The organism is Streptomyces sp. NPDC101118, from assembly GCF_044759445.1.
Taxonomy (GTDB): domain Bacteria; phylum Actinomycetota; class Actinomycetes; order Streptomycetales; family Streptomycetaceae; genus Streptomyces.
Genome location: NZ_JBIVZG010000011.1, coordinates 208,730 through 223,404 on the forward strand (window position 1 = coordinate 208,730; position 14,675 = coordinate 223,404).

General features: G+C 76.6%; 11 protein-coding genes. 8 read left to right on the forward strand and 3 right to left on the reverse strand.

Features of this window, described 5'->3' with window-relative positions; translation table 11 throughout:
* Nucleotides 1-51: 51 nt before the first annotated feature.
* From ACIQUQ_RS19740 to ACIQUQ_RS19755, 4 genes are all read left to right on the forward strand, one after another.
* Nucleotides 52-513, forward strand: a complete 462-nt coding sequence (locus ACIQUQ_RS19740; RefSeq protein WP_403977349.1) for a universal stress protein — start codon at nt 52-54, stop codon at nt 511-513.
* 48 nt (nt 514-561) lie between these two features.
* Nucleotides 562-1,245: a hypothetical protein gene (locus ACIQUQ_RS19745; protein ID WP_403977351.1), complete on the forward strand. Its 684-nt coding sequence runs from the start codon at nt 562-564 to the stop codon at nt 1,243-1,245.
* Between the two features lie 81 nt (nt 1,246-1,326).
* Nucleotides 1,327-1,668 (forward strand): hypothetical protein, encoded by a 342-nt coding sequence (locus tag ACIQUQ_RS19750; RefSeq protein ID WP_403977353.1) that lies wholly within the window; start codon nt 1,327-1,329, stop codon nt 1,666-1,668.
* Between the two features lie 148 nt (nt 1,669-1,816).
* Nucleotides 1,817-2,212 (forward strand): DUF4265 domain-containing protein, encoded by a 396-nt coding sequence (locus ACIQUQ_RS19755; protein WP_403977355.1) that lies wholly within the window; start codon nt 1,817-1,819, stop codon nt 2,210-2,212.
* Between the two features lie 64 nt (nt 2,213-2,276).
* Here ACIQUQ_RS19755 and ACIQUQ_RS19760 read toward each other — a convergent pair whose 3' ends face one another.
* Nucleotides 2,277-3,212 carry a serine/threonine dehydratase gene (locus ACIQUQ_RS19760; protein ID WP_403977357.1) on the reverse strand — a complete coding sequence of 312 codons (936 nt, stop codon included), beginning with the start codon at nt 3,210-3,212 and terminating at the stop codon, nt 2,277-2,279.
* Nucleotides 3,209-3,904 (reverse strand): TetR/AcrR family transcriptional regulator, encoded by a 696-nt coding sequence (locus tag ACIQUQ_RS19765; protein WP_403977359.1) that lies wholly within the window; start codon nt 3,902-3,904, stop codon nt 3,209-3,211. Before ACIQUQ_RS19765 ends, ACIQUQ_RS19760 begins: the two co-directional genes overlap by 4 nt.
* 1,998 nt (nt 3,905-5,902) lie before the next feature.
* On the opposite strand from ACIQUQ_RS19765, the gene ACIQUQ_RS19770 reads away from it, so the two are divergent.
* The 4 genes from ACIQUQ_RS19770 (at nt 5,903) to ACIQUQ_RS19785 (ending at nt 12,773) form a co-directional block, all read left to right on the forward strand.
* Complete coding sequence (locus ACIQUQ_RS19770; protein WP_403977360.1) at nt 5,903-7,585, forward strand: ricin-type beta-trefoil lectin domain protein; 1,683 nt, start codon at nt 5,903-5,905, stop codon at nt 7,583-7,585.
* A 15-nt stretch (nt 7,586-7,600) separates the two neighbouring features.
* Nucleotides 7,601-9,964: an alpha-N-acetylglucosaminidase gene (locus ACIQUQ_RS19775; protein WP_403977362.1), complete on the forward strand. Its 2,364-nt coding sequence runs from the start codon at nt 7,601-7,603 to the stop codon at nt 9,962-9,964.
* Between the two features lie 132 nt (nt 9,965-10,096).
* Nucleotides 10,097-11,671, forward strand: coding sequence for a molybdopterin-dependent oxidoreductase (locus ACIQUQ_RS19780; protein ID WP_403977364.1), 1,575 nt, complete (start codon nt 10,097-10,099; stop codon nt 11,669-11,671).
* A 133-nt stretch (nt 11,672-11,804) separates the two neighbouring features.
* Nucleotides 11,805-12,773: a SigB/SigF/SigG family RNA polymerase sigma factor gene (locus tag ACIQUQ_RS19785; RefSeq protein ID WP_403977366.1), complete on the forward strand. Its 969-nt coding sequence runs from the start codon at nt 11,805-11,807 to the stop codon at nt 12,771-12,773.
* An 85-nt stretch (nt 12,774-12,858) separates the two neighbouring features.
* Here the strand turns inward: ACIQUQ_RS19785 and ACIQUQ_RS19790 are convergent, their stop codons facing one another.
* On the reverse strand, nt 12,859-14,652 hold the full coding sequence (locus tag ACIQUQ_RS19790; protein ID WP_403977368.1) for a glycoside hydrolase family 15 protein: 1,794 nt from the start codon (nt 14,650-14,652) through the stop codon (nt 12,859-12,861).
* Between the last annotated feature and the right edge of the window lie 23 nt (nt 14,653-14,675).

Consider the following 14,675-nt stretch of genomic DNA (forward strand, 5'->3'; position numbering starts at 1 on the left):
CGTGTATACAGGGAGCAGGCATCGCATATCGGACGGACCGGGAGGAACCTCATGGCGGAGTTCGACGAGCCCCTGATCGTCGTCGGTGTGGACGGGTCGAGCCACTCGAAGGAGGCGCTGCGCTGGGCCGCGGGCCAGGCGAAGGCGGTCGGCGGGCGGGTGGACGCCGTGATGGCCTGGGAGTGGTCGCGGAACCCGTTCGACCTGGGCGTCCCGGCCACCGACGACGAGGACACCGAACTGCTCACGGCGGAGGAGGCCGCCCGCCGGATGCTGCTGGAGGCGGTCGGGGACGCGCTCGGCCCCGACCCGGGGGTGCCGGTCACCAAGCGCGTGGTGCAGGGACCCCCGGCGCAGGTGCTGGTGGAGGCCTCGGAGAAGGCGTCGCTGATCGCCGTCGGCACGCGCGGCTACGGCGGCTTCAAGGCGGCGGTCCTGGGCTCGGTGAGCCAGCAGGTGGTCCAGTACGCCCGCTGCACCGTCGTCGTGGTCCGCCCGGGCACGGCCGGCTGACACCGGCCGCGGCTCCGGCACGCACGCGCGCCGGGTACCGTCCTCCGGGTGAGCACCCCTCTCGTCGACGACATGCCCGACGGCCTGACCCGGCGCGCCCGCGCCTTCATCGGCAGGCACGGCGTGAGGGGCGCCGCCCGGCCGGTCGAGGACCACCGGCAGTGGTGGCTCGAACGGGACGTCCCCGCGGCGGTGGTCGACCGGATGGCCGCCTTCCAGGCCCGGTGGGGCGGCCTGCTGCTGCCGCCCGTCCCGCAGTACGACGGAGGCCCCCGCCACCTCGATCCGGACTCGCCGGAGCAGGACCCGGCCGGGTGGTGGTTCGAGGCCGGCACGCAACGGACGGCGGTCCCCTACGCGTTCCTCGTCGGCCCGTCCGGCGAGTTCGGCATCCAGGGAGACGAGTGGGCGCCCCTCCACGCCACCGTGGAGGGCTGGGTGGAGTCGCTCGCCCTGGCGCACGACGCGTCCCAGCGGGCGAAGCAGATCACCCGGCTCGTCGGCGACGACGTCGACGGCATCGACGGCATCGACGGCATCGACCTGAGCGGGCACGAGCCGGTGCGGGAGGTCCGGGGCCTGGCGGACACCTGGTGGCGGGGGCCCGACTCGCTGGTGTGCGTGTATTCGGGGGAGGCCACGGCGATGGCCTTCCCCCGCGGCCGAGTCGCGCTGGTCTGCTCCGGCCTCGCCGACCGGGGGCTGCGAGGGGGCGTGGACGGCGATGCCTGAGGCCGCGGAGCCGCGGTCTTCGAGTCGGTCGGCTACGCCGGCGAGTGCGGGGAGTGCGGTGCGGAACTGGAGTGCCTGGGCGTGCAGGCGCTGGTGGACGGCCGGTTGCGGTGGGACGTAGAGTCGCGGTGTGCCGCGTGCGGGTGCGCCGTGGCGGTGTGCGGCGGCGGGGACACGCCGGCCGCGCGCCGGGAGCAGCTGCTCGCCGCGCACGGACCGGCGAGGCTGCGGGTCGCCCTGCCGGTGGCGCGCGTCACGGTCATGCGGGTCCTGCGCGCCGAAGGGGGCCTGGACCTCCCTGGCGCGAAGGCCGCGCTGCACGACGTCCTGACCGGCGCCCACACGGGCACCCTCCCGGAAATGGAACGCCTGGCCCGCGCCCTGAGGACCGCCGGCGTCCCAGCCACCGCCGTCCGCCCCTGAGGCCGGGCTTCGGCAGCCGACCGCCCGGCAGCCGACCGCCCGGCGGCCGGCCGTCGGCGATCGTGGCGGCCTGCCCGCCGGATCCGAAGGCACCCGCCTCCCGGACTCCCCGGTCCGGCACGGCGGATGCGACGTGGATGATGGTTCGGTGACGAAGATCAGCGAGGACCACGTGAAGGTCCACTTCCGTATGGCGACGGACGGGGACGGCTGGCCGCCGGTGGCCGTCGAGAGTCTGTGGGCCGTGGACCTCGGCGACGGTACGGCGCGGCTGGACAACACGCCCTGGTTCGCACGCGGGATCGCCGACGGAGACATCGTCCGGGTTCAGCCGGATGACGACGGTGTTCTCTGGGCTGGGGACACGGTGCAGCCCTCGCAGAACTGCACCATCCGGCTCATCGTGCTGAAGGACGGCGGCTCTGCCGGCGCCCGGCAGAGCGCACTGGACGCCTTCCACCGCCTCGGCGCGACAGGCGAAGGCATCGATCAGTTCCGCATGGTGGCCCTGGATGTCCATCCTCACCACCCCGGGCGCCGCTGAGCGGAGCCGGTGGCGGTCGGCGGCGGGAGCGGGACTCCGGGCGGGCGTTGGTCCGCGGCAGTCGTCAGGCAGCGGTGTGAGGGGTGGTCAGGTCCGACGGGTCCGTGTTGGCGCCGCAGAGGACGACCGCCGTGGGGGTGGTTGTCGGGGGGAGGGCGGGGAGGGCGGCGTACGCGGTGGCAGCGGCGTGTTCCACGGCCAGACGGTGGTCCTCCCAGAGCCGGTGCCGGGCGCGGACGATGGCCTCGTCGGGGACCAGTACCGAGTCGACGTGCGGGTGCCGGGCCGCGTGGAGGGCGTCGAGGGAGACCCGCCGGGCGCCCAGGGCGTCGGCGGCCACCGAGGCCACGGGTACGTCGACCGGGCGGCCGGCCTCCAGGGCGGCGTTCAGGGCGCGGCAGTTCTCGGGTTCGACGACCACGACGCGTACGCCGTGCTCGCGGGCGGCCGTGGCGATGCCGGCGAAGAGGCCGCCGCCGCCCGCGGAGACCACGACGGTGCCGAGCCCCGGCAGCGCCTGCCGGATCTCGTCGAGGAGGGTGCCGGCACCGGCGGCGACCAGCGGGTTGTCGTACGCGTGGCTGACCAGCGCGCCGCTCAGGGCGGCGAACTCCTGGCAGGCGATGGCGGCTTCGCCGTACTCGGAGCCCTCCAGGCGGACGTCGGCGCCGTACGAGCGCAGCTTGTCGACCTTGACGCGCGGCGCGGTCTTCGGGAGGAACACCGTGGCGCGTACGCCGGCCCCGCGGGCCGCCCAGGCGCAGGCGAGGCCCGCGTTGCCGCCGGAGGCGATGGTGACGCCCGCCGCGGGGAGGGTGCCGGCCTCGCGGTGGGCGGAGATGAAGTTGTGGGCGCCGCGTGCCTTGAACGAGCCGGTGTGCTGGAGGTGTTCGAGGGCGAACCAGAGGTCCGGGCCGGCGGGGGCCAGGGCCACGGGCCGGACGTGGCCCGCGATGCGGTCGGCGGCGGAGCGGATCTCGGCGTACGACAGGGCGGTCATCGGCGGTCCTCCTGGTCGGGGGCGGCGGAGGCGGCGGGGGTGGCGGGGGCCGTGACCGTGGGGCGGGCCGCGGCGATGAGCTGGCGCAGGGCGCCGTAGTACACCTCGTGGCCGGTCAGGGCGGGCAGCATCTCGGCCGCGTGACCGGACAGGGCGGGGAAGTCGGCGGGGTCGAGGGCGGCCAGGGCCGCGCGGGAGGCCTCGGTGGCGCCCCGGGGGTCGCGGTGGTCGACGAAGGCGGCGCTGCCGAGGGTCAGCAGGTACATCCGGCGGTACGCGGTCATCGCCTCCGGCGCGGTCATTCCGGCGGCGAGGCCGTCGGCGATGGCCGGCTCGACGAGCCGGGCGAGGAGGTTGCGGCCGAGCCAGGGCCGGGCGCCGCGGAGGACCAGGAGGCCGGGGTGGGCGGTGAGGAGTGCGTACAGGCCGGTGAACCGGAGCTCCGCGGCCTCGGCCCAGGGGGTGCCGGGCGGCACGACGGGGAGGCGGGCGGCGAGGTGGTCGGTGCACAGGTCGAGGAGGCCGGCGAGGTCGGTGCAACGGCGCTGCACGGTGGCGTGCGAGACGTCGAGCCGGTCCGCGAGGGAGCGGAAGCTCAGTGCGGCGGGGCCGTCCTCGTCGAGGATCCGCAGGGCGGCTTCGGCAATGGCCCCCGGGGTGGCCCGGTCGAGTGCGTCGGAACGGCGCGGCATGAGATACACCGTAACATACGCCGTATCGCAGGCGGGGCGGGCCGCGAGCCGCACTCGCCTCCTCCGGGCGGACGGTCCCCCGGGCGGGCGGTCCCCGGGCGGACGGTCCCGGGCGGACGGTCCCCGAGGGGGGTGGTCCCCGGGCGGACGGTCCCCGAGGGGGGGGTGGTCCCCGGGCGGACGGTCCCCGAGGGGGGGTGGTCCCCGGGCGGACGGTCCCCGAGGGGGGTGGTCCCCGGGCGGACGGGCGGGGCGGGTTGCCCCGGGCGGTCGGGGGCGGGTGGTCCCGGGTGGGTCCGGGCGGCCGGCCCCCCGGGGCGGGTGATCCCCCAGGGCGGTGGTCCCCAGGCGGATGAGCGGGGCGGGTGGCCCCCTGGGCGGGTTGCCCCGGGCGGTCGGGGGTGGGTGATCCCCCAGGGCGGGTCCGGGCGGCCGGCCCCCTGGGGCGGGTGATCCCCGGGCGGACGAGCGGGGGCGGCCGGTCCCCCGGGCGGGTGATCCTCGGGCGGACGGGCGGGGGCGGATGGTCCCCGGGCGGGTCCGGGCGGGTGGTCCCCGGGCGGACGGGCGGGGGCGCGCCAGGCGAACTCCGGCGGAGTCCGGGACGCGCGAAGCCGACGTGGCGCGTCTTGAACGGCGCCGGCATGACGGGGCCTTCCGGGGCGCCGGCACGACGGGGCCGGCCGGGGCGCCAGAACGACTCGGTCTGCCGAGACGACGGGACCGGCCGGCCTGGGCCGGCGCGACGGACTGCCGGACCCGCCGGGGACCGGACCGGGCCAGCGGGGGGGGGGGAGGGAGCCCGGCCATCGGGCGCACCGCGAGCCGCTCGGCCGCTCTCTCTCCCACACACAACTCCCCCGCCCCGCGCGCCGGACGGCCGCCCCGAACGAACGCGCCGCGCCTTTCGGGGAGCCGGCCGGGCCGGCCTGCCGCGCGAGCCCTGGCGGCGTACGCGACGGGAGCAGACAGGACGACCCTCGATCGGGGCGTGGGTGACGGACCGACCAGGCGGATCCGACGGACTGCGGGGCCCGCCCACGCGCCGATCGGGCCGACGCAGCTCGGCCGTCCGACGCGCGACGAACCCCTCGGCCGCTCTCCTGGCCACACCTCCCCCGCCCCGCGCACCCGACCAGCCCGGCGCCGTCCGGTGCCGTCTCGTGCGGGGCGGCGTGTTGGGGCGGGGAGCGGGCGCGCGGTGGACGGGGGCCCAGCGGCGCCCTGCACGTGAAGGTCGGGGCTCGACCCCGTGCGGGACGGCGTAGCCGGTGTGGGGGGGCTGGCCAGGGCGGGATGGTGGGGCGGTCGGGGCGCGTCGGGCGAGCAGCGGGAGGTCCGCCGCCGACGCCGGCCCGGCCGCGCCCCGCGCGAGGAGCCCGAGCAGGGTGAGCGCGGACGCCGCGCGCAGCCGGACCGTCCGGGAGGGCCCGAGAGGGCCCGGCCCGTGCTCCGGTTGGGCGAACAGGGGACGGGTGGAGTCGGTGGGACGGGACTTCGCCAGGGCTGGCGCTCGCGGGTGTCCGGTGGGCCGCAGGGCCCGTCACGGGGGCCTGCGGTCAGGCCACTGGGGGCCGGACCGTGGCGGCCCTGGTGGGCGAAGCCTGCCCGGCGGGGCGCGGGCCCGTCACGTGCGCCTGCGGGCGGGCCGGTGGGGGCCCGGACCGTGGACCGGATGGGCTAAGGGGGGCGGGTCGTGGTCGGGGCGGGGGGCTCGTCGGGGCAGGTGACCGGACGGGCGGTGGTGGACCGGACGGGCGGATCTGCGGCCGGGGCCCGGGGGCGCGGCGTTCCGCTCACCGGCTGACGGACCGCCAGGCCGACGGAGCGGCCCGGCACCGTGCCGCCGTACGGCGGCCCCGCCGGATCCACCCGTTGGGACCCTTTCCCCAGCTCATGGGGTTGTATTTCATGATGAAAGTTGACACTTCATTACATGCGCCGCTGGACTGAGGGCACGACGGAACGTCAGCACGCCCTCACTCCAAGGAGTCATCCGTGCCGCACCGCCTGCGCGCGCTGTCCGGCGGCCTCACCGCCGCGGCCCTGCTCAGCCTTCCCCTCGGCGCCAACCCCGCCACGGCGGACGCCCCCGCCCCGGCGGACGCCCCCGCGCCCGTGACCACGATGGCCGGGAAACCGCCCATGGGCTGGAACAACTGGGCGCACTACATGTGTGACATCGACGAGGCGAAGGTCGTCGCGAACGCCGACGCCCTGGTCGCCTCGGGCCTGGCGGACAAGGGCTACGACACGGTCACCGTGGACGACTGCTGGATGGAGAAGTCCCGGGGCCCGGCCGGCGAGCTGGTGGCCGACCCGGTCAAGTTCCCCCACGGCATGGCGTGGCTGGGCGAGTACCTGCACGCCAAGGGGCTGAAGTTCGGCATCTACGAGGACACCGGCTCCCTCACCTGCGAGCGCTACCCCGGCTCCGGCCGGCCCGCGGGCGGCGGCCCCGACCACTTCACCCAGGACATGGCGCTGTTCGCCTCCTGGAAGGTGGACTACATCAAGATGGACGGCTGCAACGTGTGGGTGGCCCCCGGCCAGACCAAGGAGGCCGCCTACCGGGAGGCGTACGAGGCGGTGGCCGAGGCCATCCGCGCCACCGGGCGGCCGATGGTCCTGTCGGCCTCGGCGCCCGCGTACTTCCAGAACGGGGAATGGGGCAGCCCGGCCTGGTTCTCGGTGCTCGGCTGGGTCGGCGGCACCGGGCAGCTGTGGCGCGAGGGCCGCGACATCCAGGTGTACAAGCCGAGCGCGCCGGCCACCTCGCGCTGGAAGTCCGTGCTCGGCAACTACGGCTACAACCGCTGGCTGGCCCGCTACGCGGAGCCCGGCAACTGGAACGACCCCGACTTCCTGATCGCGGGCGCCCCCGGCCTCACCGACGAGGAGGGCCGCAGCCAGGTCGCCCTGTGGGCCATGATGGCGGCGCCGTTCATCCTCTCCTCCGAGGTCTCCGAGCTGACCCCGGCCGGCCTGGCCGCGCTGGGCAACGAGGACCTGATCGACCTGGACCAGGACCCGTTGGGCCGCCAGGCCGGCATCGTCTCCACCGACGGCGCCACGGACGTGCTCGCCCGGCCGCTGGCGGGCGGCGACCGCGCCGTGGCCGTCCTCAACCGCACCGAGTCGGCCCGCCCGGTCACGGTGGACCTCGCCGACATCGGCCTGCCGTCCTGCCGCGTCACCGCCCGGGACCTGTGGACCGGCACCACCTCCACCGCCCGCACCCGGCTGACCGCCACCGTGCCCGCCCACGGCACCGCCGTCTGGCGGCTCACCCCCCGCGGCTGCGACCCGGCCGTCCCGACCGGCCAGATCACCGGCAACGCGATGGCCTGCGCCGACGGCGACCACACCACGGGCGCCGGCACCGTCGCCCTCGCCCCCTGCACGGGCGGCGCCGACCAGCGCTGGGCCCTGCTCCCCGACAACACCCTGCGCCTCGGTGCCCGGTGCCTGACGGCCGCCGACGGCACCACCGTGGCCCTGGCCGCCTGCGCCCCCGGCTCCACCCCGGGCCAGCGGTGGCAGGCGCGCCCCGACGGCACCGTCACGGACGGCGCGTCCGGTGCCTGCCTGGACGCCCCCACCGGCACCGAGACGGGCCCGCTGCGCCTGCGCCCCTGCGGCCACCACCTCGTCAACCAGGCCTGGGCCCTGCCCGTCTGACCCGGAGGAAGCCCCATGAGGCTGACGCGCACCACCCTGGCCGCGGCCCTGCTCTGCCTGCTCGGCAGCGCCTCGGCACCCGCGACGGGCGCCCCCGCGGCGCCCGCGGCCCCCGCGGCCCCCGCCGCACCTGCCGCCCCCGCACCCCTCCCGGCCGCACGGCCCGCCCTGCCGGACGCCGCGCGGCCCGCCGTACGCAGCGCCGCACGGCCCGCCGTACGCAGCGCCGCACGGCCCGCCGTACCGGACGCCCCGGCGGCCACCACCCGGGCCCGCGCCGCCTTCTTCGACGACACCGCGGCCGAGGAGGCCCTGCTGCGGCTGCTGCCCGAACACGCGGGCCAGATCACCCTGTTCCCGGCCGCCCGCAGCGCCGACGGCAAGGACGGCTTCACCGTGTCCGGGCGGGCCGGCCGCATCACGGTCCGGGCCACCAGCCCGGCCACCATGCTCACCGGCGTCGGCTGGTACCTCCAGCACGTCGCCAAGGTCGACATCGGCTGGCCGGGCGACAGCCTCGGCCGGCTCCCGGAGCGGCTGCCGGCCGTCCCGGCCGCCGTGACCCGGACCGCCCTGGTGCCCCACCGCTACGCCCTCAACGACACCGACGACGGGTACTCGGGCGCGTACCGGACCTTCGCCGACCACCAGCGCCAGATCGACCTGCTCGCCCTGCACGGGATCAACGAGGTGTTCGTGCAGGTCGGCGCCGAGTACCCGTACTACAAGGCGCTCCAGCGGTACGGGTACACCGCCGAGGAGCTGCGCGCCTGGATCCCCGGCCCCGCGCACCAGGGCTGGTGGCTGCTGCAGAACCTGAGCGCCTTCGGCGGCCCGGTCACCGAGCGGCTGCTGACCGAACGGGCCGAACTGGGCCGCCGGATCACCGACCGGCTCCGCTCCCTGGGCATGACCCCGGTGCTGCCGGGCTACTTCGGGACGGTCCCGCCCGGCTTCGCCGCCCGCAACCCCGGCGCCAAGGTGGTCCCGCAGGGCGACTGGTCCGGCTTCGACCGGCCGGACTGGCTCGACCCGTCGGGCCCGGTCTTCGCCGAACTGGCCACCGACTACTACGCCGAGCAGCGTGCCGCGTTCGGGGACTCCACGATGTACCGGATGAGCCCGCTGCACGAGGGCGGCTCCGTCGGCGGCGTCGACGTCAAGGCCGGCGCCGCGGCCGTGCAGGCCGCCCTGCACGCCGCGCACCCGGGCGCCCTCTGGGCGGTGCTGGGCTGGCAGGACGATCCCACCAAGGACCTGCTGGCCGGGGTCGACACGTCCCGGCTGCTGATCATCGACGGGCTGTCCGACCGCTACAACAAACTGGACCGCGAGACCCGCTGGGAGAACACCCCCTACGCGCTCGGCACGATCCCCAACTTCGGCGGCCACACCACCATCGGCGCCAACACCGGCGTCTGGCTGACCCGGTTCCGGGAGTGGCGGGAGAAGGCGGGGAGCCGGCTGAGCGGCATCGCCTACCTGCCGGAGGCCACCGGCACCGATCCCGCGGCGTACGACCTCTTCACCGACCTGGCCTGGGAGCCGGGGCCGCTGGACCACGAGCGGTGGTTCGCCGACTACGCCCGGCGCCGCTACGGCGGGGAGGACGCGCAGGCCGCGGCCGCCTGGGAAGCGCTGCGCAAGGGCCCGTACGACATGGCCTCCGGCTACTGGTCGGAGCCCCAGGACAGCCTGTTCACCGCCCGGCCGAGCCTGACGGTGAGCAGTTCCGGCTGGGGCAGCCCGCGGGCCATGCGCTATCCCGCCGCCTCCGTGGAGACCGCGCTCAAGGCGCTGCTGGCGGTGGACCCGAAGCTGCGCGGCTCCTCCGCGTACCACTACGACCTGGTGGACGTGGCGCGGCAGGCGCTGGCCAACCGGTCCCGCGTGCTGCTGCCGCAGATCAAGGCGGCGTACGAGGGGAAGAACCCGGCCCGGTTCCGCGAACTGGTCGGACAGTGGCAGGAGCACGAGCGGATGCTGGCCGCGGTGACCGGCTCCGACCGCAACTTCCTGCTGGGCCCCCGGCTGGCGGCGGCCCGCTCGTGGGGGACGGACCAGGCCGAGAAGGACCGTTACGAGTACGACGTACGCTCCCTGCTCACCACCTGGGGCCCCCACGCGACCAGCGAGGCGGGCTTCCTGCACGACTACGCCAACCGCGAGTGGGCGGGCATGCTGGAGGAGTTCTACGCGGCCCGCTGGAAGGCGTACTTCACGTCGCTGGAGGAGGCACTGGTGTCCGGAGAAGCACCCGAGACCATCGACTGGTTCGCCTTCGAGGACGCGTGGGCGCGCAAGACCACCGCGCACCCCACCGAGCCGAGCGGTGACGCGCACGCCCTGGCCACCGCGATCGCGGAAGCGCTGAACTGACCCGTGGAGGAAAACGGAACCGGGGGCGCCGGGGCGGGCGGCGGACGCGGCCGGCCCGGCCCTCCGCCGTCGCCCGGCCCCGACCCGTCGCCCGGCCCCGACCCGTCACGCGGCCCGGGCCCGTCGCCCCGTGTGCCGCCGTCCGCCGGCCCCCCGCCGTCGGCCGGTCTGCTGGGCGCGGCCGCCGGTCTGGTCGCCGGGGTGTCGGCGCTGGCCGCGGCGGAGCTGGTCTCGGCGTGGGTGCGCCCGCAGTCGGGGCCGGTGACGGCGGTCGGGGGCGCGGTGGTCGACCTCGTGCCCCCGCCGGTCAGGGAGTGGGCCATCCAGGTCTTCGGCACCTCGGACAAGCTGGTGCTGCGGCTCGGCATCCTGCTCCTGCTCGCGCTGTTCGCCGCCGGGGCGGGCGTGGTCGGGGTCCGCGCCGGGCCGCTCTACGGTGCCGTGCTGGCCCTGGCCTTCGGGCTGGTGGGCGCGGTCGCGGCGGCCGGCCGGCCCGACGCCTCGCCGCGGGACGCGCTGCCCTCCGCCGTGGCGGGGGCCGTCGCGGCCGCGGTGCTGTACCTGCTGACGGCCGCGGTGCGCCGGCCGGGGCCGCCGGGCGGGCGCGGGTACGACCGGCGCCGGTTCCTGACGGTGGTCCTGGCGGCCGCCGGCGGTTCCGCGGTCGCCTACCTCGCGGGGCGCCTGTCCGGTGCCTCGGGTGCCGCGGACGCCGCCGCCGACCGCGCCGCCCTGGAGCTGCCGGCGCCGGCCTCCCCCGCGCGGCCGCTGCCGCCCGGGGTCCAGCTGCCGGTGCCCGGGCTCGGCCCCTTCCTCACCCCGAACGCGTCCTTCTACCGGATCGACACGGCCCTGGTGGTGCCCCGGCTCAGCGCGGACCGCTGGACGCTGCGGATCCACGGCGAGGGGGTGACGCGTCCGCTCACGCTGCGGTACGCCGACCTGCTCGCCCGGGAGCTGGTCGAGCGGGACATCACCCTGGCGTGCGTCTCCAACGAGGTGGGCGGCGACCTGGTGGGCAACGCCCGCTGGCTCGGCGTGCGACTGGCGGACGTGCTCCGGGAGGCCGGGGTGCGGGCGCCCTCGCGGGGCGGCCCGGCGGACCAGCTGGTGGCCCGCTCGGTGGACGGCATGACCATCGGGACGCCGGTGGAGACGGTGCTGGACGGCCGGGACGCGCTGCTGGCGATCGGCATGAACGGCGAACCGCTGCCGTTCGCCCACGGCTTCCCGGTGCGGATGGTCGTCCCCGGTCTCTACGGGTACGTGTCGGCCTGCAAGTGGCTGGCGGAGCTGCGGCTCACCACGTTCGCCGCGTACGACGCCTACTGGGTGCGCCGCGCCTGGGCCGCGCGGGCGCCGGTGAAGACCCAGTCCCGGATCGACGTGCCGCGCGGAAGCGCCGCGCTGCGCGCCGGGACCGTGGCGGTGGCCGGGGTGGCGTGGGCCCAGCACCGGGGCATCTCGGCCGTACAGGTACGGGTGGACGGCGGCCCCTGGCAGCAGGCGGTGCTGGCCGCCGAGGACACCGTGGACACCTGGCGGCAGTGGGTGTGGCGGTGGCCCGCCACGCCGGGCCGGCACGTGCTGGAGGTGCGGGCCGTGGACGGCACCGGCGCCGTGCAGACCGGCGAGGAGCAGGGCGTGCTGCCGGACGGGGCGACCGGGTGGCACCGGGTGCGGGTGGAGGTGGCGGGGGCGGACTGAGCGGGGGAACGGGCGGCTGAACGGGCGGCGAGAGGTCCGGGACGGGTGGAGGCGGGGCCGGGCCGGGCGGGCGGGGCATCACTCGGCCGATCCTGGGTAGGCGCGGTGCCTTGTCGAGAATCGAAGGATTCCCATGACCAGGACCACGACCAGGACCAGGACGCCCACCGGGACCGCCCCGCACACGGGGAGCGCGCCACGGGCCGGGGCCGCCCCGCTCGACGGGGCCGCCCCGCGCACCGCGGCCGCGGGTCCGCCCGGGCTTCCCCCACTGCCGGACATGCCCGACCCGCGGACCGTCGGCTGCGCCGAGGCACGCGCCGTCTCCGCGCTGCTCTTCGCCCGCATGCGGCGGGCCGAGGAGGGCACGGCCGAGTACTCCCGGCTCCGCAACACCCTGGTGGAGCTCAACCTCAGCCTCGTCAAGCACGCCGCGCAGCGCTTCCGCAACGCCCGGGAGCCGCTGGACGACATCATCCAGGTGGGCACCATCGGCCTGATCAAGGCCATCAACCGCTTCGACCCGGACCGGGGCGTGGAGTTCGCCTCGTTCGCCATGCCGACGATCATCGGCGAGATCAAGCGGTTCTTCCGGGACACCAGTTGGTCCGTACGGGTCCCCCGCCGCCTCCAGGAGCTGCGCCTGGACCTCGCGAAGACGGGCGACGACCTGGTCCAGGAGCTGGACCGCGAGCCGACCGTGACCGACCTGGCCGGGGCGCTCGGGATCACGGAGGAGGAGGTGGTGGAGGGGCAGGGCGCCTCGAACGGCTTCACCGCCCGCTCCCTCGACATCGCGTTCGACTACGCCGAGAACGGCAACCAGCTCACCCGTGCCCTCGGCGGCGACGACCCGCAGTTCGAGCGGATCGAACTGCTGGAGGCGCTCAAACCGCTGGTCGGCGAGCTGTCCGAGCGGGACCGGCTGATCCTGTCCCTGCGGTACGTCGAGGAGCTCACCCAGTCCGAGATCGGCGAGCGGGTTGGCGTGTCCCAGATGCAGGTGTCCCGGCTGCTGAGCCGGATCCTGCGCACCCTGCGCGCGGGCCTGCTGCCCGAGGCGCCGCCGCTGCGGCGGGGGGTCCGCCGGCCGCAGGCCTAGGGACCGCGGTGCGCCCGGGAACCGCTGTGTGACGGGCTCCCGTCGTGTGACCGGCCGGGGCACTGCCGTGCAGCACTGCCGTGCGTCAGCCCGCCACGTCCTGGTCCGCGGCCGTCAGCCGCACGGTGCTGTCCAGGAGCAGGGCGTGGACCAGGGCGCCCGGGAGGTTGCCGCGCAGTTCGCGCAGCTCGACGTCGTACTCCTGGGCGAACAGCCCCGGCGGGCCGTACGCGGAGCGGGTGCGCTCGAACCAGCGGGCGGCCGCGGCGGGCCGGTTCTCGGCCAGGCAGGCCGTGGTCATCAGGAACCCGCAGGCCAGGGAGGCTCCTTCGGGCCGTCCGGGCCCCGCGCCGTCGGTCCGGAAGCGGTGGACGAAGCCGTCGCGGGCCAGGTCGTGCTGGACCGCCTGCCGGGTCACCGAGAGGGCCGGCTCGGCGGGCGGCAGGCCACCGCGGGCCAGCGGCCGCAGCAGGGCGGCGTCGACGCCCGGGTCCTGGCGGCTGCGCTGCCAGCGGCCCGACCAGTGCAGGCAGGTGCGTTCGGTCTCGTGCAGGATCGTGTCGGCCAGTTCGGACCAGGCGAAGGCCACGTTGCGGGGCGCGATGTCCCGGGCCGCGGCCCGCAGGCCGCTGACGGCGGCCAGCCGGGAGTGCGTCCACCAGGCGGGGTGCAGGTCCCACAGGCCCCCGTCGGGCCGCTGCCAGTTGCCCTCCAGGGCGCTGACGGCGACCTCGGCGGCCCGTTCACCGTCACCGTCGAGGCGGTCGCGGCGGGCCGCGGCGGCCAGCAGTTCGAGCACCTCGCCGAAGGTGTCCAGCTGGAACCTGCCGTCCGGCCGGCCGCCGGTCAGGAAACCGGCGGGGCCGGCGTCGGCGCCCTCGGCGAGCGGCAGTTCGTGCTCGCGGGGCACGGGGCGGCCGTCGACCCGGTAGGCCGCGTGGAGGTCGGGACCGTACTCGAGGACCCGGGCGGCGACGACGCGGACGGCGTCGTCGAGGAGGCGGTGCGGGCCGTGGGCGGCGACGGCGGTGCCGGCGATGCACTGGTCACGGACCCACGCGTAGCGGTGGTCGTGGCCGCCTCCGGCGGCGGCGTGCTCGGGCAGCGGGTTGGCCGCGGCGGCCACCATCGCGCCGGTGCGCGCGGTCAGGCCGGTGAGCACGGCGTACGCGTGCCGGGCGTCGCTGCGGGCCGTGAGGTCGGCGCAGTCGGGCACGGCGGCGGCCCAGAAGCGTTCCGTCTCCCGCCACAGCCGCGCGGCCTCGTCCCCCCGGCCGTTGAGCACGCTGCCGCCGCGCGCGTCGGCGATCTCCAGCACCAGGTCGCGGGTGCCGCCCGGGGGCAGGGCGATCAGTGCGGTGACGGAGTCCGGGACTCCCGGCCGGGTGGCGTCCGCGTTCTCGGGCACGCCCCGGAGCCGGAAGCTCAGGGGACCGCTGCGGCCCACCCAGTGGCCGCGGTCCCGGTGCAGACCGGTCATGGGGTGGGCGCCGAAGCGGGCCCGGATCGAGAGCTCGACGCGGACCACGGCCGGGCCGTTCACGGCGTGGATGCGGCGCAGCAGGACCGCCCGGTGCGGGTCGCCAGGCGCGGCGAGCGCGTCCCGGCACTCGACGACGCCGCCGGCACCGGTCCAGCGGGTGGTGCGGATCAGCGTGCCCTCCTCGTACCAGCCGCACGGCAGGGACCGCACGCCCTCCGGCGACACCGCGAAGTGGCCGCTGCCGCCGGTCAGCTCGGAGAAGACGGCGCCGCTGTGCCAGCGGGGGGCGCACATCCAGACGATGTCGCCGCAGGGGGCGGTCAGGGCGCCGCGCTCGCCGTCGGCGAGCAGCGCGTAGTCGCGCAGGGGGCGCGGGGTGTGGCCGTGCGGGCTCATGACCTGCGGCTACCCGGTCAGGA

What these genes read in the sequence shown, in the direction of transcription:
- ACIQUQ_RS19785 (WP_403977366.1), top strand. Translation starts at nt 11,805, where the DNA reads ATGACCAGGACCACGACCAGGACCAGGACGCCCACCGGGACCGCCCCG.
- ACIQUQ_RS19760 (WP_403977357.1), bottom strand. Translation starts at nt 3,212, where the DNA reads ATGACCGCCCTGTCGTACGCCGAGATCCGCTCCGCCGCCGACCGCATC.
- ACIQUQ_RS19740 (WP_403977349.1), top strand. Translation starts at nt 52, where the DNA reads ATGGCGGAGTTCGACGAGCCCCTGATCGTCGTCGGTGTGGACGGGTCG.
- ACIQUQ_RS19775 (WP_403977362.1), top strand. Translation starts at nt 7,601, where the DNA reads ATGAGGCTGACGCGCACCACCCTGGCCGCGGCCCTGCTCTGCCTGCTC.
- ACIQUQ_RS19790 (WP_403977368.1), bottom strand. Translation starts at nt 14,652, where the DNA reads ATGAGCCCGCACGGCCACACCCCGCGCCCCCTGCGCGACTACGCGCTG.
- ACIQUQ_RS19765 (WP_403977359.1), bottom strand. Translation starts at nt 3,904, where the DNA reads ATGCCGCGCCGTTCCGACGCACTCGACCGGGCCACCCCGGGGGCCATT.